Source organism: Phytohabitans sp. LZ39 (genome assembly GCF_059359075.1).
On sequence record NZ_JCADBM010000038.1, the window covers coordinates 35,975 to 54,167 of the forward strand.

An 18,193-nucleotide genomic window follows, 5' to 3' on the forward strand; every position below is an offset into this window, starting at 1 on the left:
CCTCCAGGTTTACGACAGAGAGACCCGCCGGCACGGCCGCAGCGCCGCACCGGCGGGTCCATCCAACCAATAGCTATCCGGCGGCGGCCTTCAACGCGTCACCGAGCGCGTTCGCCTCGTCGGGAGTCATCTCGACGACGAGCCGGCCACCACCCTCCAGCGGAACCCGCATCACGATGCCCCGGCCCTCCTTGGTGACCTCCAGCGGACCATCGCCCGTCCGCGGCTTCATCGCCGCCATCTTGTCTCCCCTCAGACCTCTACACCTGGGTCGGTGGGTCTCCCCACAGCCACTCCGTCAGCGTCACCGCGCTCACGGCCCGCGGTGCCGACCAACGATTTTCCCTGATGAAACCCGCTGAGCCCAAACTGAAGCCGGATTGATGTGACAACATCTAGCTTATCGTGAAGGCGGCTGTCACAATGTCCCGTCATGCAGGCTCGGTCGGCCCTATTTGACCTCTACGGCGACTACCTCCGCCCCCGGGGCGGGCGGGCACCCGTCGCCGCCCTGGTCAGGCTGCTTTCCCCGCTCGGGATCGCGCCGCCGGCGGTGCGCACTGCCGTGTCCCGTATGGTGCGTCAAGGGTGGCTTCATCCGCTACGACTTTCGGCCGGACCCGGCTACCTGCTCACCCCCAAAGCCGCCCGCCGCCTGGATGAGGCGGCCTCGCGGATCTACCGCACCGGCAAGATCAGCTGGGACGGGCGCTTCGATCTGATCGTGCTCGATCCGCCGGCGTCCCGGCGCGATCGGCAGCGGCTCGGCTCCAACCTCTCGTTCCTCGGATACGGCGCGCTCGACGAGCGCACCTGGGTGGCGCCCCGTCCCGGCGAGGACGTCGACGGCCTCCTGAGCGAGTCCGGCATCCGGCACGAGCGCTTCAGTGCCAGCCACGCGATGGGCGGTCCGGGCGCGATGGGCGTGGTCCGCCGGGCCTGGGACCTGTCCGAGATCGGTGCGGCGTACGAGCGCTTCGTCGCCGAGCAGCGCGACGCGCTCGGCCAGGTCACCGCCCGCAGCAGCGACGAAGAGGCATACGCGGCGCGATTCCGGCTCGTGCACGCCTGGCGTACCTTTCTGTTCCGGGACCCGCAACTGCCGCCGGCCCTGCTCCCCGAGCGCTGGGCCGGCACCAGCGCGGCGGCCTTCTTCGACCGCCACGCCGCCCGGCTGCGGCCGGCGGCCGACCGGTACGTGGATCTCTGCCTGGATCAGAAGAAGGGCGCGCAACCGTGACTGAACCACTTCTCGTCGAGCGTGACGGCGCCGTCGCCACGGTCGTCCTCAACCGGCCCGACTCGCTCAACTCCCTGGACACCGCCCTCAAGGTCGCACTGCGCGACACGCTGGGCGAGCTGGAGCAAGACCGGTCGGTCCGGGCGGTGGTGCTGACCGGCGCGGGTCGGGCGTTCTGCGTCGGGCAAGACCTCCGCGAGCACGTGGCCACCCTGGACACCGGCACCAACGACCCGCTGGGCACCGTGCGCGCCCACTACAACCCGATCGCCGCCCGCCTGGCCGGCATGCCCAAGCCGGTGATCGCCGCGGTCCGCGGCACCGCCGCCGGCGCCGGCGCCTCGCTCGCGCTGCTGGCCGACTTCCGGATCGGCGGGCCGAAGACCACCTTCCTGATGGCCTTCGCCAACGTGGGGCTGGCCGGCGACACCGGCGTCTCCTGGTCGCTCCCCCGGCTCGTCGGCCACGCGAAGGCGGTCGAGCTGCTCATGCTCGCCGAGCCGGTGTCCGCGACCGAGGCGCAGCGGCTGGGCCTGCTCACCCGCCTCGTCGACGACGACGAGCTGGTGCTGTCGACCGCGCAGGAGCTGGCCGCCCGGCTCGCCACGGGCCCGACGGTGGCCTACGGGGCGATCAAGCGCCAGCTCTCCGTCGGCGACGCGGGCACCCTCTCCGAGGCGCTCGCCGCCGAGGCGCAGGCCCAGGCGATCTGCGGCGCCACCGCCGACCACCGCAACGCCACCGCCGCCTTCGTGGCCAAGGAGAAGCCAGTTTTCGAAGGGCGTTAGAACCTTTCGAGATTTGAGCTACCGCGACGTCCGTCGTGGTCGAGGCCGTTGCTCCCGCGGCCTCACCCGTTCGCTGTTGGTCGCGGTTTAACTGCTCCGAGTAATCGAGGCGACGGTGCTCGTGCCCCGGGAATTCGAGATCTTGGAGAGTTAGGGCGCTATATCAAACCCCAAGTCTCCTAGATCTGAAAGTTCGCCCGCCCGTGCGCTTACATTGCGGCGGCAGCTGGACATTGTCCAAGGCTTGACGGCGAGCGTGGATCGCGAAGCGGAACCCTGGCGGGCTTGACGCGCGGGGCTGGCAGCGTGGGCCGGGGACTTCGGCTCGCCCCGCGAGCCGCCGGCCCGCGCGGTCTCCGGCGGGAGCGACGGCCCGCCACTGACGCGGACCCGGGACGATCTTCGAAGGTATAGCTGGGATGACGCGCACGTCAGAGCCTTTGTCAGACTAAGCTGAGTGATCTTCGTCTTCTTCTTCGGGGTCGAGGTTGGCTTCCTCGCCGAGCACGAACGCCTGCATGGCCAGCTCGTCGCCGGCCGGGGAGACGAAGGCGGGCAGCTCGCGCGGGCCGAGCTCCATCACGTAGGTCCAGAAGACGCGCACCGCCTCCGCCGGGGAGGATGCCTCGATCGGGAGGTCGAGGCTGACCATCCAGGTGGTGCGGTCGACGGCCGGCCGGAGGCTGTCCGTGATCGCCTGGAAGGTCTCCGGGTCGACCGGGGCCACCGGCTGGTCGAGCGCGAGTCGTTCGGCCGGGACGGGCTCGTCGAAGGTCCTGCGCGTGTACGTGACGACCAGCGGCTCGTCGTCGCTGGGCGCGGGGTCGTCGGGGTCGCGCTCGGAGCCCACCGGGCGCACCAGGCCCAGTGCCACCACGGCGGGCCGCTCGTGGCCGGCCACCACCAGCACCTCGTCGCCGGGCTTGGGGCGGGGCTGGCCAATGCCGGTCAGCTCCAGCGTGTCGTGATGGAAAAGCCGCTCCGCCTCGTGCCGTTCATCCGAGATGACCACCGTCCAGTGCCCCATGGCGCCATCCCATCACGGCATCTTGACGTGGCACCCGTCGAGGTGGTCGTCGACCATGCCGGTCGCCTGCATCAGCGCGTACGCGGTCGTGGGGCCGACGAAGCGGAAACCGCTCTTCTTCAGCGCCTTCGCCATCGCGGTGGACTCGGGGGTGAGCGCGGGCACCTCGGCGAACGACTTCGGGCGGCGGGCGCGTGGCGGGGGCGCGTACGACCACAGCAGCGACGCCAGACCGTCTGGCAGGTCGAGCGCGGCGCGGGCGTTGTGGATGGCGGCCTCGACCTTGGCCCTGTTGCGCACGATGCCCGGGTCGGCGAGGAGCCGCTCGATCTTGGCCTCGCCGTACTTGGCGACGGTCTCGATGTGGAAGCCGTCGAACGCGGCCCGGAAAGACTCCCGCTTGCGCAGAATGATCAGCCAGGACAAGCCGGACTGGAACGCCTCCAGCGTGACCTTCTCGTAGAGGCCGTCGTCGGTGCGCACCGGCCGGCCCCACTCGTCGTCGTGGTAGGCGATGTATTCGGGTGTGCGGCCGCCCCACCCGCAGCGGGCCAGCCCATCTGCCCCGATCACGAGGTCGGACATTAGATCTTTCCCGCCTCCACGAGCCGGGCGAACTTCTTCAGCGCCTGGGTCAGGCTCACCTTGGAGCCCGGCCACAGCACCGGCCACGCTACGCGCCCGGCCACGCCGCCCGGCAGGTGAAACCACTCGTGCCACACCACCTGGGTGCGGCCCTCGCCCATCGGGGTGCAGCGGAAGACGCCCGGACCGCGCAGGAGGCGGCCGAAGTGCACCACACGCACCTCGTACGGCGGGTCGACGCGGACCACACGCATCTCGTCGCGCAGGGTGGCCGGGCCGAGGGCCGTGACCGCCTCGACGAGGCTGCCCTCGCCGCCGTCACCCTCGACCACGCGCACCTTGGTGAACGGGATCCAGTCGGACTGCCGCTCCCACGCCGTGAACGCCTTGAAGACCGACTCGGCCGGCGCGTTGACGATGACCGTCGCGGTCACCTCGCCCGAGCCGGGCTGAGCCGCGGAGCGAAGGTTTTCCTCGGTCATGCCCTCTCGTCCCGGTCGGGGAGGACGCGGCGGGCGTCCGAGTCGGTGGCGTCGTCCGGCTCGTCTTCGGTCTCGTCTGCCGCCTCGGCCTCCTCTACCTCGGCGTCGACCGGGTCGGAGGCATCGGTGTCGATCTCGTCGTCGGTGTCGTCGCCGATCACCTCGTCGGCGGTGACGGCCGCGCCCGTGACGACGGGGCCCGGCACCGCCGCGGCGGTGGCCGTCGCGACGCCCTCTTCCTCGTCACGCTCCGTGGTGTCGCGGTGGTGGCGCGGCGCCGAGACGTCGCCGAGGTCGACCACGCCGGACGCCGGGCTGCCGTAGCCCTCGCCGGGCGCGCCCGCACCGGCCGGCACCAGGGCGGCCTCGCGGGCCCGACGCAGCGCGTCGGCGTCGGTGGCGCGCCCCTCGCGCAGCGCCGTGACCTCGGCCTCCAGCACGCCGATGAGCTCGTCCTTGTATCCGATGTCGTAGGCCGCCCGGCGCAGCGCCTGGTCGACCTGGGCCATCCGGTAACCCCGCACGGTGGTGTCGAACCGGACCGCGGAGACATCGGCCTCCATCAGCGGCCTGGTGCCCGGCAGCGGCACGGCACGGCCATCCGGCTCGGCTGTGCCCAGACCCGAGTCACCGCCGGTCACCAGCACGGTGACCCCGAAAACGACAGCGGCGACGGTCAACGCCACGACGACGAGGAGGAGTACCTGACCCATGGACCGATCGTGGCACGGCCGGGCGCGGCGGGCGACCCCGCCACCCCGGTCTAAGTTTCATGGGGTGGACGATCTCCGCCTGGGTGAACGGGTGTTCGGGCCCGGTGAGCTGGTCGTGATGGCCATCGTCAACCGCACGCCCGATTCGTTCTTCGACCGAGGCTCGACCTTTTCCCCGGACGCGGCACTCCGCGCGGTCGCCCAGGCGGTCGACGAGGGCGCCCAGATCGTCGACATCGGCGGGGTCAAGGCCGGGCCGGGCGCCGACGTGGACGTGCCCGAGGAGATCCGCCGTACGGTCGGCACGATCACCGCGGTCCGGGCCGAGTACCCCGAGCTGGTGATCTCGATCGACACATGGCGGGCCGAGGTGGCTCGGGAGGCGGTCGCGGCCGGGGCCGACCTGGTCAACGACACCTGGGCCGGCGCGGACCCGGCGCTGGCCGAGGTGGCCGCCGCCACCGGTGCCGGGCTCGTCTGCGCGCACGCGGGTGGGCTGCGGCCGCGTACCCGGCCACACCGGGCGGCCTTCGACGACGTCGTCGCGGACGCCCTCACGACCGTCACCAGGCTCGCCGAGCGGGCCCGTGACCTGGGCGTACGCCCGGACGGCATCCTGATCGACCCGGCGCACGACTTCGGCAAGAACACCCGGCACTCGCTGGAGCTGACCCGGCGGCTCGGCGAGCTCGTCGCCACCGGGTGGCCGGTGCTCGTCGCGCTCTCGAACAAGGACTTCGTCGGCGAGACGCTCGACCTGCCGGTGGGCGAGCGGCTCTCCGGCACGCTCGCCGCGACCGCGGTGTCAGCCTGGCTCGGCGCGCGGGTCTTCCGCGCCCATCAGGTGCGACAGACCCGCCAGGTGCTGGACATGGTGGCCTCGATCAGGGGCGACCGCCCGCCGGCGGTGTCGCGACGAGGACTGGCCTAGGACCCTAGGTCCAGCGCAGGATGCGCTTGCGCCACGCGTACAGGATGCCGAGCGCCAGCACAGCGACGAAGATCGCCATCTCCACCACGGTCGTCATGCCGAAGCCCGGGCGGTCGAAGATCACCGCCCACGGAAACAGGAACACGGCCTCGACCGCAAAGAGCACATATAGATAGGCATAGACGTAATAACGGATCTGGGCTTGTGCCCAGTCACCGCCGACGGGGTCGACACCGCACTCGTACGTCTCGCGCTTGCCGGCGGGCTCCGCGGGGCTCGCCGGGCTGAGCAGGCGGTTGGCCGAGAACGCCCCCACGAAGACCAGGACGGCCGCGAGCAGCAGCAACCCGAGAGTGGCGTAGGACCCGAGATAACCGTCCACGGCCCGCAGCGTACCGCGTGATCTTCCGCAGGCGTGCGGTTCAGGTCTCATGCGGCGGACAGGTTACAGATGACGTGAGTCGTTCGACGTACGCTCATTGGTGGACTGAACTTAGGCGGATGGGCACACCAGGTGCACCCCGCCGCTGCCGGCTCGCAAGGAGGTCAGGGGTCAGTGACCAAACAGGTCCGCCAGCTGGATCGGGTGGTCATCCGGTTCGCTGGCGACTCAGGCGACGGCATGCAGCTCACCGGTGATCGTTTCACGTCGGAAACCGCTCAGCTGGGCAACGACATCTCGACGCTGCCCAACTTCCCCGCCGAGATCCGCGCGCCCGCCGGCACGCTGCCCGGCGTGTCGAGCTTCCAGGTGCACTTCGCCGACTACGACATCCTCACCCCCGGCGACGCGCCCAACGTGCTCGTGGCGATGAACCCGGCGGCCCTCAAGGCCAACCTCGGCGACCTGCCGCGCGGCGCGGACATCATCGTCAACACCGACGAGTTCACCAAGCGCAATCTGGCCAAGGTCGGCTACGCGGCCAACCCGCTGGAAGACGGCTCGCTCGACGGTTACTCGGTGCACCCGGTGGGGCTGACGAGCATGACGGTCGGCGCGCTGGCCGAGCACGCCGTTTCGAAGAAAGACGCCGAGCGCGCCAAGAACATGTTCGCGCTGGGCCTGCTGTCGTGGATGTACTCCCGGCCGTACGAGTCGACGATCCGCTTCCTGGAGCGCAAGTTCGCGGCCCGCCCCGAGCTCGTCGCGGCCAACATCGCCGCGTTCAAGGCCGGGTGGAACTTCGGCGAGACGACCGAAGACTTCGGCGTGCGTTACGAGGTCAAGCCGGCCAAGATGCCGCCGGGCACCTACCGCAACATCACCGGTAACGCGGCGCTCGCGCTGGGCATCATCGCCGCCGCCGTCCGCTCCAAGCTGCCCGTCTTCCTCGGCGCCTACCCGATCACGCCGGCCTCGGACATCCTCCACGAGCTGAGCAAGCACAAGCGCTTCGGCATCACGACCATGCAGGCCGAAGACGAGATCGCGGCGATCGGCGCGGCCCTCGGCGCGGCGTACGGCGGCGCGCTCGGGATTACCACCACCAGCGGGCCGGGCGTCGCGCTCAAGGGTGAGACGATCTCGCTGGCCGTGGCCCTGGAGCTGCCGCTCGTCGTCGTCGACGTGCAGCGGGCCGGCCCCTCGACCGGCATGCCCACGAAGACCGAGCAGGCCGACCTCAACATGGCACTCTTCGGCCGGCACGGCGAGGCGCCGGTGGCGGTCATCGCGCCGCGCTCACCCTCCGACTGCTTCCACGCGGCCATCGAGGCGGCCCGGATCGCGCTGACCCACCGCACGCCGGTGATCCTTCTCTCCGACAACTACGTGGCCAACGGCTCCGAGCCGTGGCTGCTGCCCGAGGTCGAGTCGCTGCCCGACCTCCAGGTCGAGTTCGCCACCCAGCCCAACGGCGAAGACGGCAGCACCTTCCTGCCCTACCTGCGCGACCCGCAGACGCTGGCCCGGCCGTGGGCCATTCCGGGTACGCCGGGGCTGGAGCACCGGATCGGCGGCCTGGAAAAGGCGGACAAGACCGGCGACATCTCGTACGACCCGGCCAACCACGACTTCATGGTGCGCACCCGCGCCGCCCGCATCGAGGCGATCGAGGTGCCCGACCTGGAGGTCGAAGACCCCGACGGCGACGCGCGCGTGCTGGTGCTCGGCTGGGGCTCGACGTACGGGCCGATCGGCGCCGCCTGCCGGGCCCTGCGCCAGCGCGGTCAGGCCGTGGCCCAGGCCCACCTTCGCCACCTCGCGCCGATGCCGCGCAACGTCGGCGAGGTGGTCCGCCGGTACGACCGCGTGGTCATCCCGGAGATGAACCTGGGCCAGCTCGCCCATGTCATCCGGGCCCGCTACCTCGTCGACGCCATCCCCTACAACCAGGTCCGCGGCCTGCCGTTCACCGCCGCCGAGCTGGAGACCATGCTGGAAGAAGTGGTTAAGAATGCCTGAGCCCGTCGCGCTGAAGCTCACCACCAAGGACTTCAAGTCCGACCAGGAGGTGCGGTGGTGCCCGGGGTGCGGTGACTACGCGATCCTCGCGGCCGTGCAGTCGTTCATGCCCGAGCTCAACATCCCGCGCGAGCGGATCGTCTTCGTCTCCGGGATCGGCTGCTCGTCCCGCTTCCCGTACTACATGAACACGTACGGGATGCACTCGATCCACGGCCGCGCCCCGGCGATCGCGACCGGCCTCTCGGTGAGCCGGCCCGACCTGTCGGTCTGGGTGGTCACCGGCGACGGCGACGCGCTCTCGATCGGCGGCAACCACCTGATCCACGCCCTCCGCCGCAACGTCAACCTCAAGATCCTGCTCTTCAACAACCGGATCTACGGGCTGACCAAGGGCCAGTACTCCCCGACGTCGGAGATCGGCAAGATCACAAAGTCGACGCCCGCCGGCTCGGCCGACTCGCCGTTCAACCCGCTGTCACTGGCGCTCGGCGCGGAGGCGGCGTTCGTGGCACGGACGATCGACTCCGACCGCAAGCACCTCCAGTCGGTGCTGCGGGCGGCCGCCGAGCACAACGGCTCCGCCTTCGTCGAGATCTACCAAAACTGCAACATCTTCAACGACGGCGCGTTCGAAGAGCTCAAGGACCCGGGCACCCGCGACGACTACCTCATCCGCTTGGAGCACGGTGAGCCGATCACGTTCGGCAAGGACGGGCAGTTCTGCGTCGTACACCCGCCGGGCGGCTTCGGGCTCGAGGTGCGCGAGACGGCGACTGTCTCGCCCGAGGAGATCGTCGTGCACGACGCCGGCGTGACCGAGCCGGCGTACGCCTTCGCCCTCTCCCGCCTCCCCGGCATCGACCTGCGCAACACGCCGATCGGGGTCTTCCGCAACGTCTCCCGGCCGTCCTACGACAACCTGGTGCAGAGCCAGCTCGACGCGGCCAAGGCGAAGGCGACCGGCACGCCCGAGGAGCAGCTCGCCGGCCTCCTGACCGGCGGCGACACCTGGACGATCATCTAGAGAGCTTCCTGGGTCGAGCGTTCCAGTCGAAACGGAGATTCGGGCTACCGCGACGTCCGCGGTGGTCCGGACCAATGCCACCCACCGCTCCCCCCGGGCCTCACCCGTCCGCCGCCGGTCACGCTCACCCTCCACGGCCGCGCGGGCCCGGCCAGGAACGGGGTGTGCGCGCGGATCCCTTTGCTCTGCTTCCCCATGATGGGCACCCCCACCCAAGAACCATTGACCCGCCGGCCGCCTCCTATAAGGGAGCAGAGCAAAGGCGCCGCGAACACCACCCACCACCTCGGGCCATCGGCCCGCGGGACGGCGGGCGACCTGGACGCACAGACGGACAGCGCGACCGCAAAGGGCTCAGCGCGACCAACGGCGGACGGGTGAGGCCGCGGGAGCAACGGTCGGGACCACCGCGGACGTCGCGGTAGCTCAAATATGTGAAATAGCCATGGACCGACGGCGACCCTCACGGCCGCTAGATTTCCGAGTTGTCAGCGGTTGCGCTGGCGGTAGGTGATAGTCGCCGCCTCGATGCGGTTGCGCATCCGCTGGTCGCGGGAGATGGCCCGCTTGCCCTTCTGGTAGAGGTAGACACCGCCGCCGACCACGAGGGCGCCCACGATCAAGTACACGGCTATGCCCAGCAGCGCCTTGAGCAGCGCGATCGCGAGCCAGCCCACCGCTACCACGGCGACGACACCCACCGCGGTCCAGGCCAAGAAACGTCCCATAGACCCAGGGTCCTCCTCGCCCGCAACCGCCGCATCGGGGAAAACCCCGGCATCGGGGCCTTGCGCTCAGCGGCGCCGCTGTGAAAATTTCCTTCTATCGACGAGCAGGAGGCGGCGAATGTTGTCGAGTAGACGGCCCCTTAGAAGAGCGCTGGTCGCGGCGCTGGTCATCGCCGGCGGGCTCATGGTGCCGGCGGCACCCGCGAGCGCCGCGGCGACGACCCCCACGTGTACGGCCGACCCGGCCACTCCCAAGCGGCAGTTTCGGGCGATGTGGATCGCGAGCGTCGCCAATATCGACTGGCCCAGCGCGCCTGGGCAGAGCGAGGAGAAGCTCAAGGCCGAGTACCGCGGCTGGCTCGACCTCGCCCAGCGGCTCAACCACAACGCGGTGATCGTGCAGGTGCGACCCACCGCCGACGCGTTCTGGCCCTCGCCGTACGAGCCGTGGTCGGAGTGGCTCACCGGCGCCCGCGACGGCGCCTCGCCCGGCTGGGACCCGCTGAAGTTCCTGGTCGCCGAGGCGCACGCGCGCAACCTGGAGTTTCACGCGTGGTTCAACCCGTACCGGATCTCGATGCCGCAGGGCGCCGGGCCGGACATCGCCAAGCTGGCGCCCAACCACCCGGTCCGGCAGCACCCGGAGTGGGCGGTCGCCTACCCGGTCAACGCGGCCGGTTCGCGGCTCTACTACAACCCGGGCATCCCCGAGGTGCGCGAGTTCGTACAGCGGGCGATGCTCGACGCGGTCACGAAGTACGACATCGACGCGGTGCACTTCGACGACTACTTCTACCCGTACCCGGCCGCGGGACAGGACTTTCCCGACGAGGCGACGTTCGCCCAGTACGGTGCGGGCTTCGCCAGCAAGGCGGACTGGCGGCGCCACAACATCGACCTGCTGGTCCGGGAGTTCGGCGCGAAGGTGAAGGCCGCCAAGCCGTGGGTGAAGTTCGGCATCAGCCCCTTCGGCATCTGGCGCAACAAGGCGGCCGACCCGCTCGGCTCGGAGACCAACGGCACCCAGTCGTACGAGGCGAACTTCGCCGATACCCGCAAATGGGTCAAGGAAGAGTGGATCGACTACATCCTGCCCCAGGTGTACTGGCACATCGGGCTGGCCGTGGCCGACTACGCCAAGCTGGTGCCCTGGTGGGCGGACGTGGTCGCCGGCACCCGCGTGCACCTCTACGTCGGGCAGGCCGACTACAAGATCGCCGATCCGGCGCAGCCGGCGCCCTGGCAGGATCCGGCCGAGATGTCCCGCCACCTGACCTTCAACCGCGACTACCCCGAGGTGGACGGCAACGTGCACTTCAGCGCGGTGCAGGTACGGGCGAACAAGCTCGGCGCCACCGACATCTACGCCGCCGAGCACTACTCACGGCCGGCGCTGGTGCCGGAGATGCCGCACCTGGACCGGAAGGCGCCGCTGCCCCCACTGGTGACCGGGGCGTCCCGGGCGGCGGACGGTCCGGTCACGCTGCGCTGGAAGCAGCTGCTGGGCCCGGCCACGTCGTACGCGGTGTACCGCTTCGACGGGATCACCCTCCCCGGACGCTGCGGCTTCGCCGACGCCGCACACCTCGTCGGCACCACCCGTGGCACGTCCTTCGTGGACACCTCGGCGGCGCCCGGCACTCGGTACACGTACTACGTCACCGCGCTGGACCGGCTGTGGAACGAGAGCCTGCCCAGCTTGCCGTGGCCCGTGATCCATTAACCGTTCCACCTGCGTCTACGACATTTATTGATTTAAGCAAGGCTATGCCCCGACACTGAGGACACCTTGGTTTACCCACCGGTAACCAAGTCGTATCCCCCTTCCATCCCCATGGAGGAAACGTGTCCCGTCGGGTCGCAACTCTGCTCGTGGCCGTGTCCGCCGCCCTGCTCACCCTGCTGGGGCTGGCGGGCCCGGCCGTCGCCGCACCGTCCGACAAGCCGGTCGTCCTGTCCAACTGGACGCAGACCAGCGCGACCAGCTACAGCGCCTGGAACTCCGCCCGCCAGAACCAGGGCGCGTGGGCGGCGTACGGCTTCGACTGGTCGACCGACTACTGCTCGTCGAGCCCCGACAACCCCCTCGGGTTCGACTTCACCCTCTCCTGCTACCGGCACGACTTCGGCTACCGCAACTACAAGGCGATCGGGCAGTTTCCGGCCAACAAGCCGCGGCTGGACAGCGCCTTCTACGAGGACCTGAAGCGCAAGTGCAACACGTACAACTCGGTGGTGCGGCCGGCCTGCCTGGCGCTCGCCTGGACGTACTACCAGGCCGTGTCGGTCTTCGGCTCGGTGAGCCGGGCCCAGATCGACGCGGCGGCCAAGCTGCTCCCCGCGCGCTGACCGCCTGCTCGTCCCCAAGAGGGCTGCCCTGTTCCCGTCAGGACGGGTACAGGGGAGCCCTTCTCAGAATTCACGCCCAAGAGGGCTGCCCTCTTGGGGCTCGGGGGCTCGGGGGCGGAAAGTGTCAGGCGGCGAAGCGGCGGGAGCCTACCGCCATGTCCGGGTGGTCGACGGCCAGCGCCAGCGCGGCGGCCTCTTCGACGGTGAGCGCGCCGCCCTCGGCGTACGCGGCGTCGAAGGTCGCGTCGCCCAGCGCCGCCCGCACGGCCGCCTGCTGCTCGGCCCAGTAGGCGCCGAACCGGCCCGGCGTGCTGCGCAGGGCCGACCGGGTGGCCTGGGCCGCGCCGAAGAGGCGGGCCGCGGTCAGCGAGTCGCCGCCGAGCGCGCAGCGGACCGCGATCGCGCAGATCGTGTCGCAGGCGCGGCTGTGGAAGCCGTAGGTCATCCGGGACCGCAGCGCCACCACCAGGTGGTCGTGGGCGGCGACGAGGTCACGGCGGCCGAGGGCGACCATGCCGAGCAGGAAGTCGACGCTGCGCCGGCCCCGCTCGGCCGGGCGGGCGGCCTCCAGCGGCCGGGCGCCGGCGAGCACGTCGGCGGCCTGGTCGAGCGCGCCACGGCGCCACAGCAGCTCGGCGAGGGTGTAGACGGCCAGCAGCGCGTCGCTGGCCACCCCGCTGGTCTCGGCCCACGCGATCACCTCGCGGCAGACCCGCTCGGCGTCGTCGTGCTGGCCCATGTCGACCAGCGAGCCACCCCGGCCGGTGAGCACGCGAGCCAGCAGCCCGGCGTCGCCGGCCTGCCGCGCCGCGGCCTCGGCCCGCTGCGAGAAGCGCAGCTCCTCGGCCACCTCACCGTCGGCGCCGGCGTGCAGCGAGTGCATGTGGTACGCCGCCGCGAGCTCGGCCTCGGGAATCGGCTCACCGGTCTCGGCGATCCGCCCGTACAGCCGGAACAGCCACAGCCGGCCCTCCCGGGCCAGACCCCGCTCGCGCCACCACTGGTCGAGGCCGCTGGCCAGGCGCAGGCCACCCCGGGCGCTGCCGCCCGTGGCGGACCAGCGCAGCGCGGCGCGCATCTCGTCGGCGAGCGAGTCCAGCGCGTACAGCGAGAGCGTCACCGGGCGGTGGTCCGGACCCAGATGTGCCTTGTCGAGCGCGTGCAGCGACCACGCCACGTGGCGGTCGCGGGCGCCCCGCTCCTCGCCGGCCTCGGCCAGCCGCCGGGCCGCGTACGCCCGGATCGGGTCGAGCATGCGGTAGGTCGTGCCGGACGCGTGCGGCTCCGCCTGGATCATCGACTTGTCGACGAGCACCGACAGCGGGTCGAGCGGGTCGTCGTCGAGCAGCCACTCCACGGTCGGCAGGTCGACCGGCCCGGCGAAGACCGACAGCCACCGCAGCAGCCGGGCCGCTCGCGGCCCCAACGTGCGGTAAGACCACGTCACCGTCGCCTGGATCGTCGCGTGCCGCTGGGTCGCCGAGCGGACCGCCGCCTCGGCCCGGCGGGCCGCACCGGCCTGGGCCAGGTCGACCGTCGCCAGCTGGCTGGCCACCCACCGGCCCTCGCCCGCGTACGTGCCCTCGGGGTCTTCGCGGCCGGCGTCGAGCGCGCCCAGTACGTCGTCGAGGCGCTCGGCGAGCTGGCTGGCCGACAGCACCCGCAGCCGGGCCGCGGCCAGCTCGATCGCCAGCGGCAGCCCGTCGAGCCGGGCCACCACCCGCTGGAGGTCGTCGGCCTCGGTGGGCTCCGAACGGCGGCCACCGCGCGCCGAGGTCGTGCGGTCGAGCAGCAGCGACACCGCCTCGCTCGGCCCGCCGGCCGGGCCCGGCCGCACGGACAGCGGTGGGATGCGCCACACCGTCTCACCAGGCAGGTTGAACGGCTCGCGGCTGGTCGCCAGCACCCGGACGGCACCGCCGCCGGTCAGCAGCCGCGAGATCACCTCGGCCGCCGCGGACAGCTGCGCGTCACACGTGTCGAGCACCAGCAGCATCCGCCGCGACGCGGCGAACTCCACCAGCGTGTCGACCACCGGGCGGCCCGGCTCGGGCCGCAAACCCAGCACCGCGGCGATCGCGAACGCCACCAGGCCCGGGTCGGTCACCGACGCGAGATCGACGAACCAGACCCCATCCTGGTACGTGTCGACGAGTCCACCGGCCATCTCCACCGCGAGACGGGTCTTGCCCGCGCCGCCGGCGCCCACGACCGTCACCAGACGGTGGTCGGCCATCAAGCTCGACAGCTCTGACCGCTCGGCGTGCCGCCCGACGAACGAGGTCACCTGGGTCGGCAGGTTGTGCGCGAGCGCGTCAGCCGTACGCGGGCGCGGGAACTGCCGCTCCAGGCCGGGCGCGACGAGCTGGTAGAGCCGCTCGCGGTCGTCGAAGCCGCGCAGCCTGTGCAGGCCCAGGTCGAGCAGGGAGGCCTCGGGCGGCAGCGGCGCCGCGTAACGGGCGGTCGCCTCCGAGCAGAGCACCTGCCCACCGTGCGCCGCGGCGGCGATCCGGGCCGCGCGGTGCACCTCGGGGCTCGCGTACTCACCGTTGACCGCCTCGGCGTGACCGGTGTGCAGGCCCATCCGGACCTTCGGGGTCGACTCCGGCGACGGCCACTCGTGGGTGGCGAGCGCCCGCTGTGCGGTCGCGCAGGCCTCGATGGCCGCCGCCGCGTCGGTGAAGGCTACGAAGAAGGAGTCGCCCTCGGTGAACAGCTCCGTACCGTCGCTTTCGGACAAGGTACGGCGGAGCAACCGTCTGTGCTCGCTCAGCACCGGACGGTAGCCCGCACCGAGCATCCGGGCCAATCTGGTCGAGCCCTCGATGTCGGTGAACATGAAAGTCACCAAGCCACTCGGCAAGTTGTGTGCCGGCACGCGTGGAACCTCCGCCCCCCTGGAAGTCGCGGTTTATGCTCCCGTACCCCCGCAACCTGGCACATCGTAGGAACGGCCGGTACAGACCTGCCCCCACGGCCGTAGCCAGGGGTGATCACAACCAAGCAGCAGCCAACGAGAGGGGTGTGTCGGGGGTGTTACGGCTGACGTAACGACGACAGGCGGAACGGGTTGTGGCACGACGGGTCAGAAATACCCGCCTTCCGGCCCTATCCGCAGCCGCAGCCGCCGCCACAGCAACCCCCGCCACCCGAGGCGGCCGGGCCGGGACTGGACGTGAAGCCACCGCCACGGCCGGTGACGGCGACGGTGGAAAGCAGCTTGACCGTGTCGGCGTGGCCCTGCGGGCAGCTCGCAGGCTCGCCGGACTCGGTCATCGGGCGGTTGACCTCGAAGGTGTCGCCACAGGCGCGGCAGCGGAACTCGTACCGGGGCATGCCAGACAGGGTACGACCGCCGCGCTGCCCAGCGCGATGCGCCATACTCGACGCGTGGCGGACGGGGAGGCGACACCAAAGCGGCCCCTGCGTTCGGCGGCGCCCGAGTGGGCTGGGCCGCTGGGCAGTTCGGGCGCGGCCCCAGAGGAGGCGGCGCCCGCGGCCGACAAGCTCACACCGGAGAAGGCGGCCGCGCCGGAGCAGCGGGAGCCGGATCCGAGCGCGCCCGTGACGCCCGAGCAGCGGGAGCCGGGCACGCCCGTGACGCCCGAGCCGGGTGAGGCCGAGGCCGCGCCGCCGGAGACCGCCAAGGGCGAGACCACGAAGGCCGACGTCGAGCCGCCGTCGGAGTGGGCACGGCCCGCGGATGGCCACGCCACGGGCGAGGAAAAGGGTGAGGCGGCGCCTGGGGCGACGCCTCCCGCAACCGGCTCCGGCACCACCGAGTCGCCTGCCGACCGGCCCACGGTCACCGTGGCGGCCGCCGCGCCGGTCGTACCAGAAACTCCTGCTGGACCGCGACGGCGAGTGCGGTTCGCTCATGGTTTTCGGCGCGCGCCGCGGGCGGGCGACGTGGCGCGCGGCGTGCGGGCCTGGTCCGGGCGGCCGAGTGGACGGCTGACGCTGCCGGCCGTGCTGCTGCTCGTGCTGGTCATCGCCGCCGCGGGCGCGGGCGCGATCGCGATCCCGATGACCGCCGGCTCACGCAAGGCGGCACCGGAGGCCACCGTCGGCGGCGACCTCACGCCGGCGCCGACGCTCTCCGACGGCCAGGTGCCGCTGCCGTCGACCGGGCCGCCGGTCACCGGCGGTGTCACGCCCTCGCCGGGTGCGACGGTGACCACCGCGCCCCCCGCGGGTGCTCGCCCGGCCGACGTGCTCGCGGCGTGGGCCACCCAGACCGGCGGCAAGGTCGATGTGCCGTGGGTGGCGATGCAGGCCTACGGATACGCGGAGCTGGTCATCAACGAGACCCGGCCGGGGTGCAAGCTCAAGTGGACCACCCTCGCCGCGATCGGCAAGGTCGAGTCCAACCACGGCCGCTACAACGCCACGCTCGGTAACGACGGCGAGTCGACGCCCCGCATCCTCGGGCCGGTGCTCAACGGCACCGGCAACACCCAGCGGATCGACGACACCGACGACGGTGTGCTCGATGGCGACACCACGTTCGACCGGGCCGTCGGCGCGATGCAGTTCATCCCGTCGACCTGGCAGACCCACAAGGTCGACGCGGACAACGACGGCCTTACCGACATCAATGACATCGACGACGCGGCCCTCGCCGCCGGTAACTACCTGTGTCAGGGCGGCCGCAACATGGATCTCGCCACCGACTGGTGGAACGCGATCCTCTCCTACAACGACGTGCGGGTTTACGCCCAGGACGTGTTTGACGCGGCAAACGAGTACGGTACGAAGAGTCGCACTTAGCGTCACCTCTCAGGCACTTTGAAGAACAAGGCCCTTCCCCTCACCTTCGGTTGACGGCAAGCTGTACGGGTGATGGTGCGCGAGTGGGATCCGCGGACCGCGTCACCCGCCGAGATAGAGTCCCTCCTGGACACTCTCAATGCGGTGCTCGCGGCCGACCTCCCTGAAGATCCCCAATGGCAGGACTCGTTCCTGCGGGAGTACCAGTCGGAGACCATGCCGGGCGAGCGGCGGATCTCCTGGGTGGCCGAAGACGAGTCGGGCCGCCTTCCGGGCCATGCCAATGTGCTTTTGCTCGGCGACATCGGCGTGGTCGAGCTCTTCGTCCACCCGTCGGAGCGCCGCACCGGTCTGGCCCGCACGCTGCTCACCAAGGTTGTTCGGAGGGTCTACGACGAGGGTTTTTCCGCGATCGGTGTCGAGGTGGTCGGCGGCACGCCGGCGGTGAAGTTCTACGAGTCGCTCGGCTTCGCCCGTGAGTACGTGGAGACACGCAGCGTGCTCAAGCTGTCCACGGTGGACTGGCTGGCGGTCGGCGAGACGGCCGGCAGCGTCAGCAACGGCTACCGGGTGGAGTATTTCCCGGGCGGTCCCACCGACGATCTGATCGAGGGATACGCCGTGGCCAAGGCGGCGCTGCGCGACGTCGACGACGGCGACCTCGACCTGCGGCCCAGCTCCTACGATCCGCAGCGGCTCCGCGACAGCCTCGCCTGCCTGCACCGCCGCGGTATGAAGCCGTACATCGTGCTGGCGATCCACGAGCGCACCGGGGCGGTGGCGGGGCTGACCGAGGTGGTCGTGCCGGCACAGCACCCGACCCGCGCCGACCAGTACGACACGATCGTGGTGCCCGAGCATCGCGGATACGGCATCGACCGGGCGATCAAGGCACGCATGCTCTTCGAGCTCCGCTCGGCCGAGCCCCGCCTCACCGAGGTGCAGACGTGGAACGCGCCAGACAATGAGCCGATGCTGAAAGTAAACGCGGAGCTGGGATTCATGGCCGATCGGGAGTGGTACGAGTACGGTGCGGACGTTCCAGAGCTCCTGCACCGCCTAGATCCGAAAACGTGACATGTAACTGACACCCAGGCGATAGACGGGCGACGGATCGACCACTTAACGTGCGTTGATCTCCCGTCTCGC

General features: G+C 70.9%; 18 protein-coding genes. 9 read left to right on the forward strand and 9 right to left on the reverse strand.

From position 1 onward, the window contains the following. Positions 1-73: 73 nt before the first annotated feature. A complete protein-coding gene (locus AC5L36_RS43025; RefSeq protein WP_007455245.1) occupies positions 74-241 on the reverse strand; it encodes a DUF3117 domain-containing protein in 168 nt (55 codons plus the stop codon). 192 nt (positions 242-433) lie between these two features. Between AC5L36_RS43025 and AC5L36_RS43030 the strand changes: the two genes are divergently transcribed. Further along, positions 434-1,240: a PaaX family transcriptional regulator gene (locus tag AC5L36_RS43030; RefSeq protein WP_441221948.1), complete on the forward strand. Its 807-nt coding sequence runs from the start codon at positions 434-436 to the stop codon at positions 1,238-1,240. Next, entirely contained in the window at positions 1,237-2,028 is a 792-nt protein-coding gene (locus AC5L36_RS43035) for an enoyl-CoA hydratase-related protein (protein ID WP_441221946.1), read from the forward strand. The genes AC5L36_RS43030 and AC5L36_RS43035 overlap by 4 nt, the downstream gene beginning before the upstream one ends. Positions 2,029-2,476: 448 nt before the next feature. Here AC5L36_RS43035 and AC5L36_RS43040 read toward each other — a convergent pair whose 3' ends face one another. From AC5L36_RS43040 to AC5L36_RS43055, 4 genes are read right to left on the reverse strand one after another with little or no spacing between them, the layout of a single operon-like run. Continuing rightward, complete coding sequence (locus AC5L36_RS43040; protein ID WP_441221944.1) at positions 2,477-3,055, reverse strand: hypothetical protein; 579 nt, start codon at positions 3,053-3,055, stop codon at positions 2,477-2,479. A 12-nt stretch (positions 3,056-3,067) separates the two neighbouring features. Continuing rightward, a complete protein-coding gene (locus AC5L36_RS43045; RefSeq protein ID WP_441221942.1) occupies positions 3,068-3,640 on the reverse strand; it encodes a DNA-3-methyladenine glycosylase I in 573 nt (190 codons plus the stop codon). After that, entirely contained in the window at positions 3,640-4,122 is a 483-nt protein-coding gene (locus AC5L36_RS43050) for an SRPBCC family protein (RefSeq protein WP_441221940.1), read from the reverse strand. The genes AC5L36_RS43045 and AC5L36_RS43050 overlap by 1 nt, the downstream gene beginning before the upstream one ends. Next, entirely contained in the window at positions 4,119-4,835 is a 717-nt protein-coding gene (locus AC5L36_RS43055) for a DivIVA domain-containing protein (protein ID WP_441221938.1), read from the reverse strand. Before AC5L36_RS43055 ends, AC5L36_RS43050 begins: the two co-directional genes overlap by 4 nt. A 118-nt stretch (positions 4,836-4,953) precedes the next feature. On the opposite strand from AC5L36_RS43055, the gene folP reads away from it, so the two are divergent. After that, entirely contained in the window at positions 4,954-5,766 is an 813-nt protein-coding gene (folP, locus tag AC5L36_RS43060) for a dihydropteroate synthase (RefSeq protein WP_441222254.1), read from the forward strand. 4 nt (positions 5,767-5,770) lie between these two features. Here folP and ndhC read toward each other — a convergent pair whose 3' ends face one another. Then, positions 5,771-6,148, reverse strand: a complete 378-nt coding sequence (gene ndhC / locus AC5L36_RS43065) for an NADH-quinone oxidoreductase subunit A (protein WP_441221936.1) — start codon at positions 6,146-6,148, stop codon at positions 5,771-5,773. Positions 6,149-6,322: 174 nt separating this feature from the next. On the opposite strand from ndhC, the gene AC5L36_RS43070 reads away from it, so the two are divergent. Together AC5L36_RS43070 and AC5L36_RS43075 are read left to right on the forward strand one after the other, a co-directional pair. Beyond that, positions 6,323-8,170: a 2-oxoacid:acceptor oxidoreductase subunit alpha gene (locus AC5L36_RS43070; protein ID WP_441221935.1), complete on the forward strand. Its 1,848-nt coding sequence runs from the start codon at positions 6,323-6,325 to the stop codon at positions 8,168-8,170. After that, on the forward strand, positions 8,163-9,197 hold the full coding sequence (locus tag AC5L36_RS43075) for a 2-oxoacid:ferredoxin oxidoreductase subunit beta (protein ID WP_441221933.1): 1,035 nt from the start codon (positions 8,163-8,165) through the stop codon (positions 9,195-9,197). The genes AC5L36_RS43070 and AC5L36_RS43075 overlap by 8 nt, the downstream gene beginning before the upstream one ends. Positions 9,198-9,685: 488 nt before the next feature. Here AC5L36_RS43075 and AC5L36_RS43080 read toward each other — a convergent pair whose 3' ends face one another. Then, the gene (locus AC5L36_RS43080) at positions 9,686-9,925 is read right to left on the reverse strand and encodes a hypothetical protein (RefSeq protein WP_441221931.1); all 240 of its coding nucleotides are present in this window, start codon (positions 9,923-9,925) and stop codon (positions 9,686-9,688) included. A gap of 118 nt (positions 9,926-10,043) precedes the next feature. On the opposite strand from AC5L36_RS43080, the gene AC5L36_RS43085 reads away from it, so the two are divergent. Together AC5L36_RS43085 and AC5L36_RS43090 are read left to right on the forward strand one after the other, a co-directional pair. Continuing rightward, on the forward strand, positions 10,044-11,648 hold the full coding sequence (locus tag AC5L36_RS43085) for a glycoside hydrolase family 10-like protein (RefSeq protein ID WP_441221929.1): 1,605 nt from the start codon (positions 10,044-10,046) through the stop codon (positions 11,646-11,648). A gap of 122 nt (positions 11,649-11,770) precedes the next feature. Beyond that, entirely contained in the window at positions 11,771-12,274 is a 504-nt protein-coding gene (locus AC5L36_RS43090) for a phospholipase (protein WP_441221927.1), read from the forward strand. Positions 12,275-12,398: 124 nt separating this feature from the next. Here the strand turns inward: AC5L36_RS43090 and AC5L36_RS43095 are convergent, their stop codons facing one another. After that, positions 12,399-15,113, reverse strand: coding sequence for a winged helix-turn-helix domain-containing protein (locus AC5L36_RS43095; RefSeq protein WP_441221925.1), 2,715 nt, complete (start codon positions 15,111-15,113; stop codon positions 12,399-12,401). 269 nt (positions 15,114-15,382) lie between these two features. Beyond that, positions 15,383-15,610 carry an FmdB family zinc ribbon protein gene (locus tag AC5L36_RS43100; protein ID WP_441221923.1) on the reverse strand — a complete coding sequence of 76 codons (228 nt, stop codon included), beginning with the start codon at positions 15,608-15,610 and terminating at the stop codon, positions 15,383-15,385. A gap of 54 nt (positions 15,611-15,664) precedes the next feature. Between AC5L36_RS43100 and AC5L36_RS43105 the strand changes: the two genes are divergently transcribed. Both AC5L36_RS43105 and AC5L36_RS43110 read left to right on the forward strand, forming a co-directional pair. Further along, complete coding sequence (locus AC5L36_RS43105; RefSeq protein WP_441221921.1) at positions 15,665-17,044, forward strand: lytic transglycosylase domain-containing protein; 1,380 nt, start codon at positions 15,665-15,667, stop codon at positions 17,042-17,044. 72 nt (positions 17,045-17,116) lie between these two features. Then, positions 17,117-18,121, forward strand: a complete 1,005-nt coding sequence (locus tag AC5L36_RS43110; RefSeq protein WP_441222253.1) for a GNAT family N-acetyltransferase — start codon at positions 17,117-17,119, stop codon at positions 18,119-18,121. The last annotated feature ends 72 nt before the right edge of the window (positions 18,122-18,193 follow it).

Excerpts from the sequence above, each read along its gene's own strand:
- AC5L36_RS43025 (WP_007455245.1), bottom strand. The coding sequence starts at position 241 with ATGGCGGCGATGAAGCCGCGGACGGGCGATGGTCCGCTGGAGGTCACC.
- AC5L36_RS43030 (WP_441221948.1), top strand. The coding sequence starts at position 434 with ATGCAGGCTCGGTCGGCCCTATTTGACCTCTACGGCGACTACCTCCGC.
- AC5L36_RS43040 (WP_441221944.1), bottom strand. The coding sequence starts at position 3,055 with ATGGGGCACTGGACGGTGGTCATCTCGGATGAACGGCACGAGGCGGAG.
- AC5L36_RS43045 (WP_441221942.1), bottom strand. The coding sequence starts at position 3,640 with ATGTCCGACCTCGTGATCGGGGCAGATGGGCTGGCCCGCTGCGGGTGG.
- AC5L36_RS43050 (WP_441221940.1), bottom strand. The coding sequence starts at position 4,122 with ATGACCGAGGAAAACCTTCGCTCCGCGGCTCAGCCCGGCTCGGGCGAG.
- AC5L36_RS43055 (WP_441221938.1), bottom strand. The coding sequence starts at position 4,835 with ATGGGTCAGGTACTCCTCCTCGTCGTCGTGGCGTTGACCGTCGCCGCT.
- folP (WP_441222254.1), top strand. The coding sequence starts at position 4,954 with ATGGCCATCGTCAACCGCACGCCCGATTCGTTCTTCGACCGAGGCTCG.
- AC5L36_RS43075 (WP_441221933.1), top strand. The coding sequence starts at position 8,163 with ATGCCTGAGCCCGTCGCGCTGAAGCTCACCACCAAGGACTTCAAGTCC.
- AC5L36_RS43080 (WP_441221931.1), bottom strand. The coding sequence starts at position 9,925 with ATGGGACGTTTCTTGGCCTGGACCGCGGTGGGTGTCGTCGCCGTGGTA.
- AC5L36_RS43085 (WP_441221929.1), top strand. The coding sequence starts at position 10,044 with ATGTTGTCGAGTAGACGGCCCCTTAGAAGAGCGCTGGTCGCGGCGCTG.
- AC5L36_RS43095 (WP_441221925.1), bottom strand. The coding sequence starts at position 15,113 with ATGTTCACCGACATCGAGGGCTCGACCAGATTGGCCCGGATGCTCGGT.
- AC5L36_RS43100 (WP_441221923.1), bottom strand. The coding sequence starts at position 15,610 with ATGCCCCGGTACGAGTTCCGCTGCCGCGCCTGTGGCGACACCTTCGAG.
- AC5L36_RS43110 (WP_441222253.1), top strand. The coding sequence starts at position 17,117 with ATGGTGCGCGAGTGGGATCCGCGGACCGCGTCACCCGCCGAGATAGAG.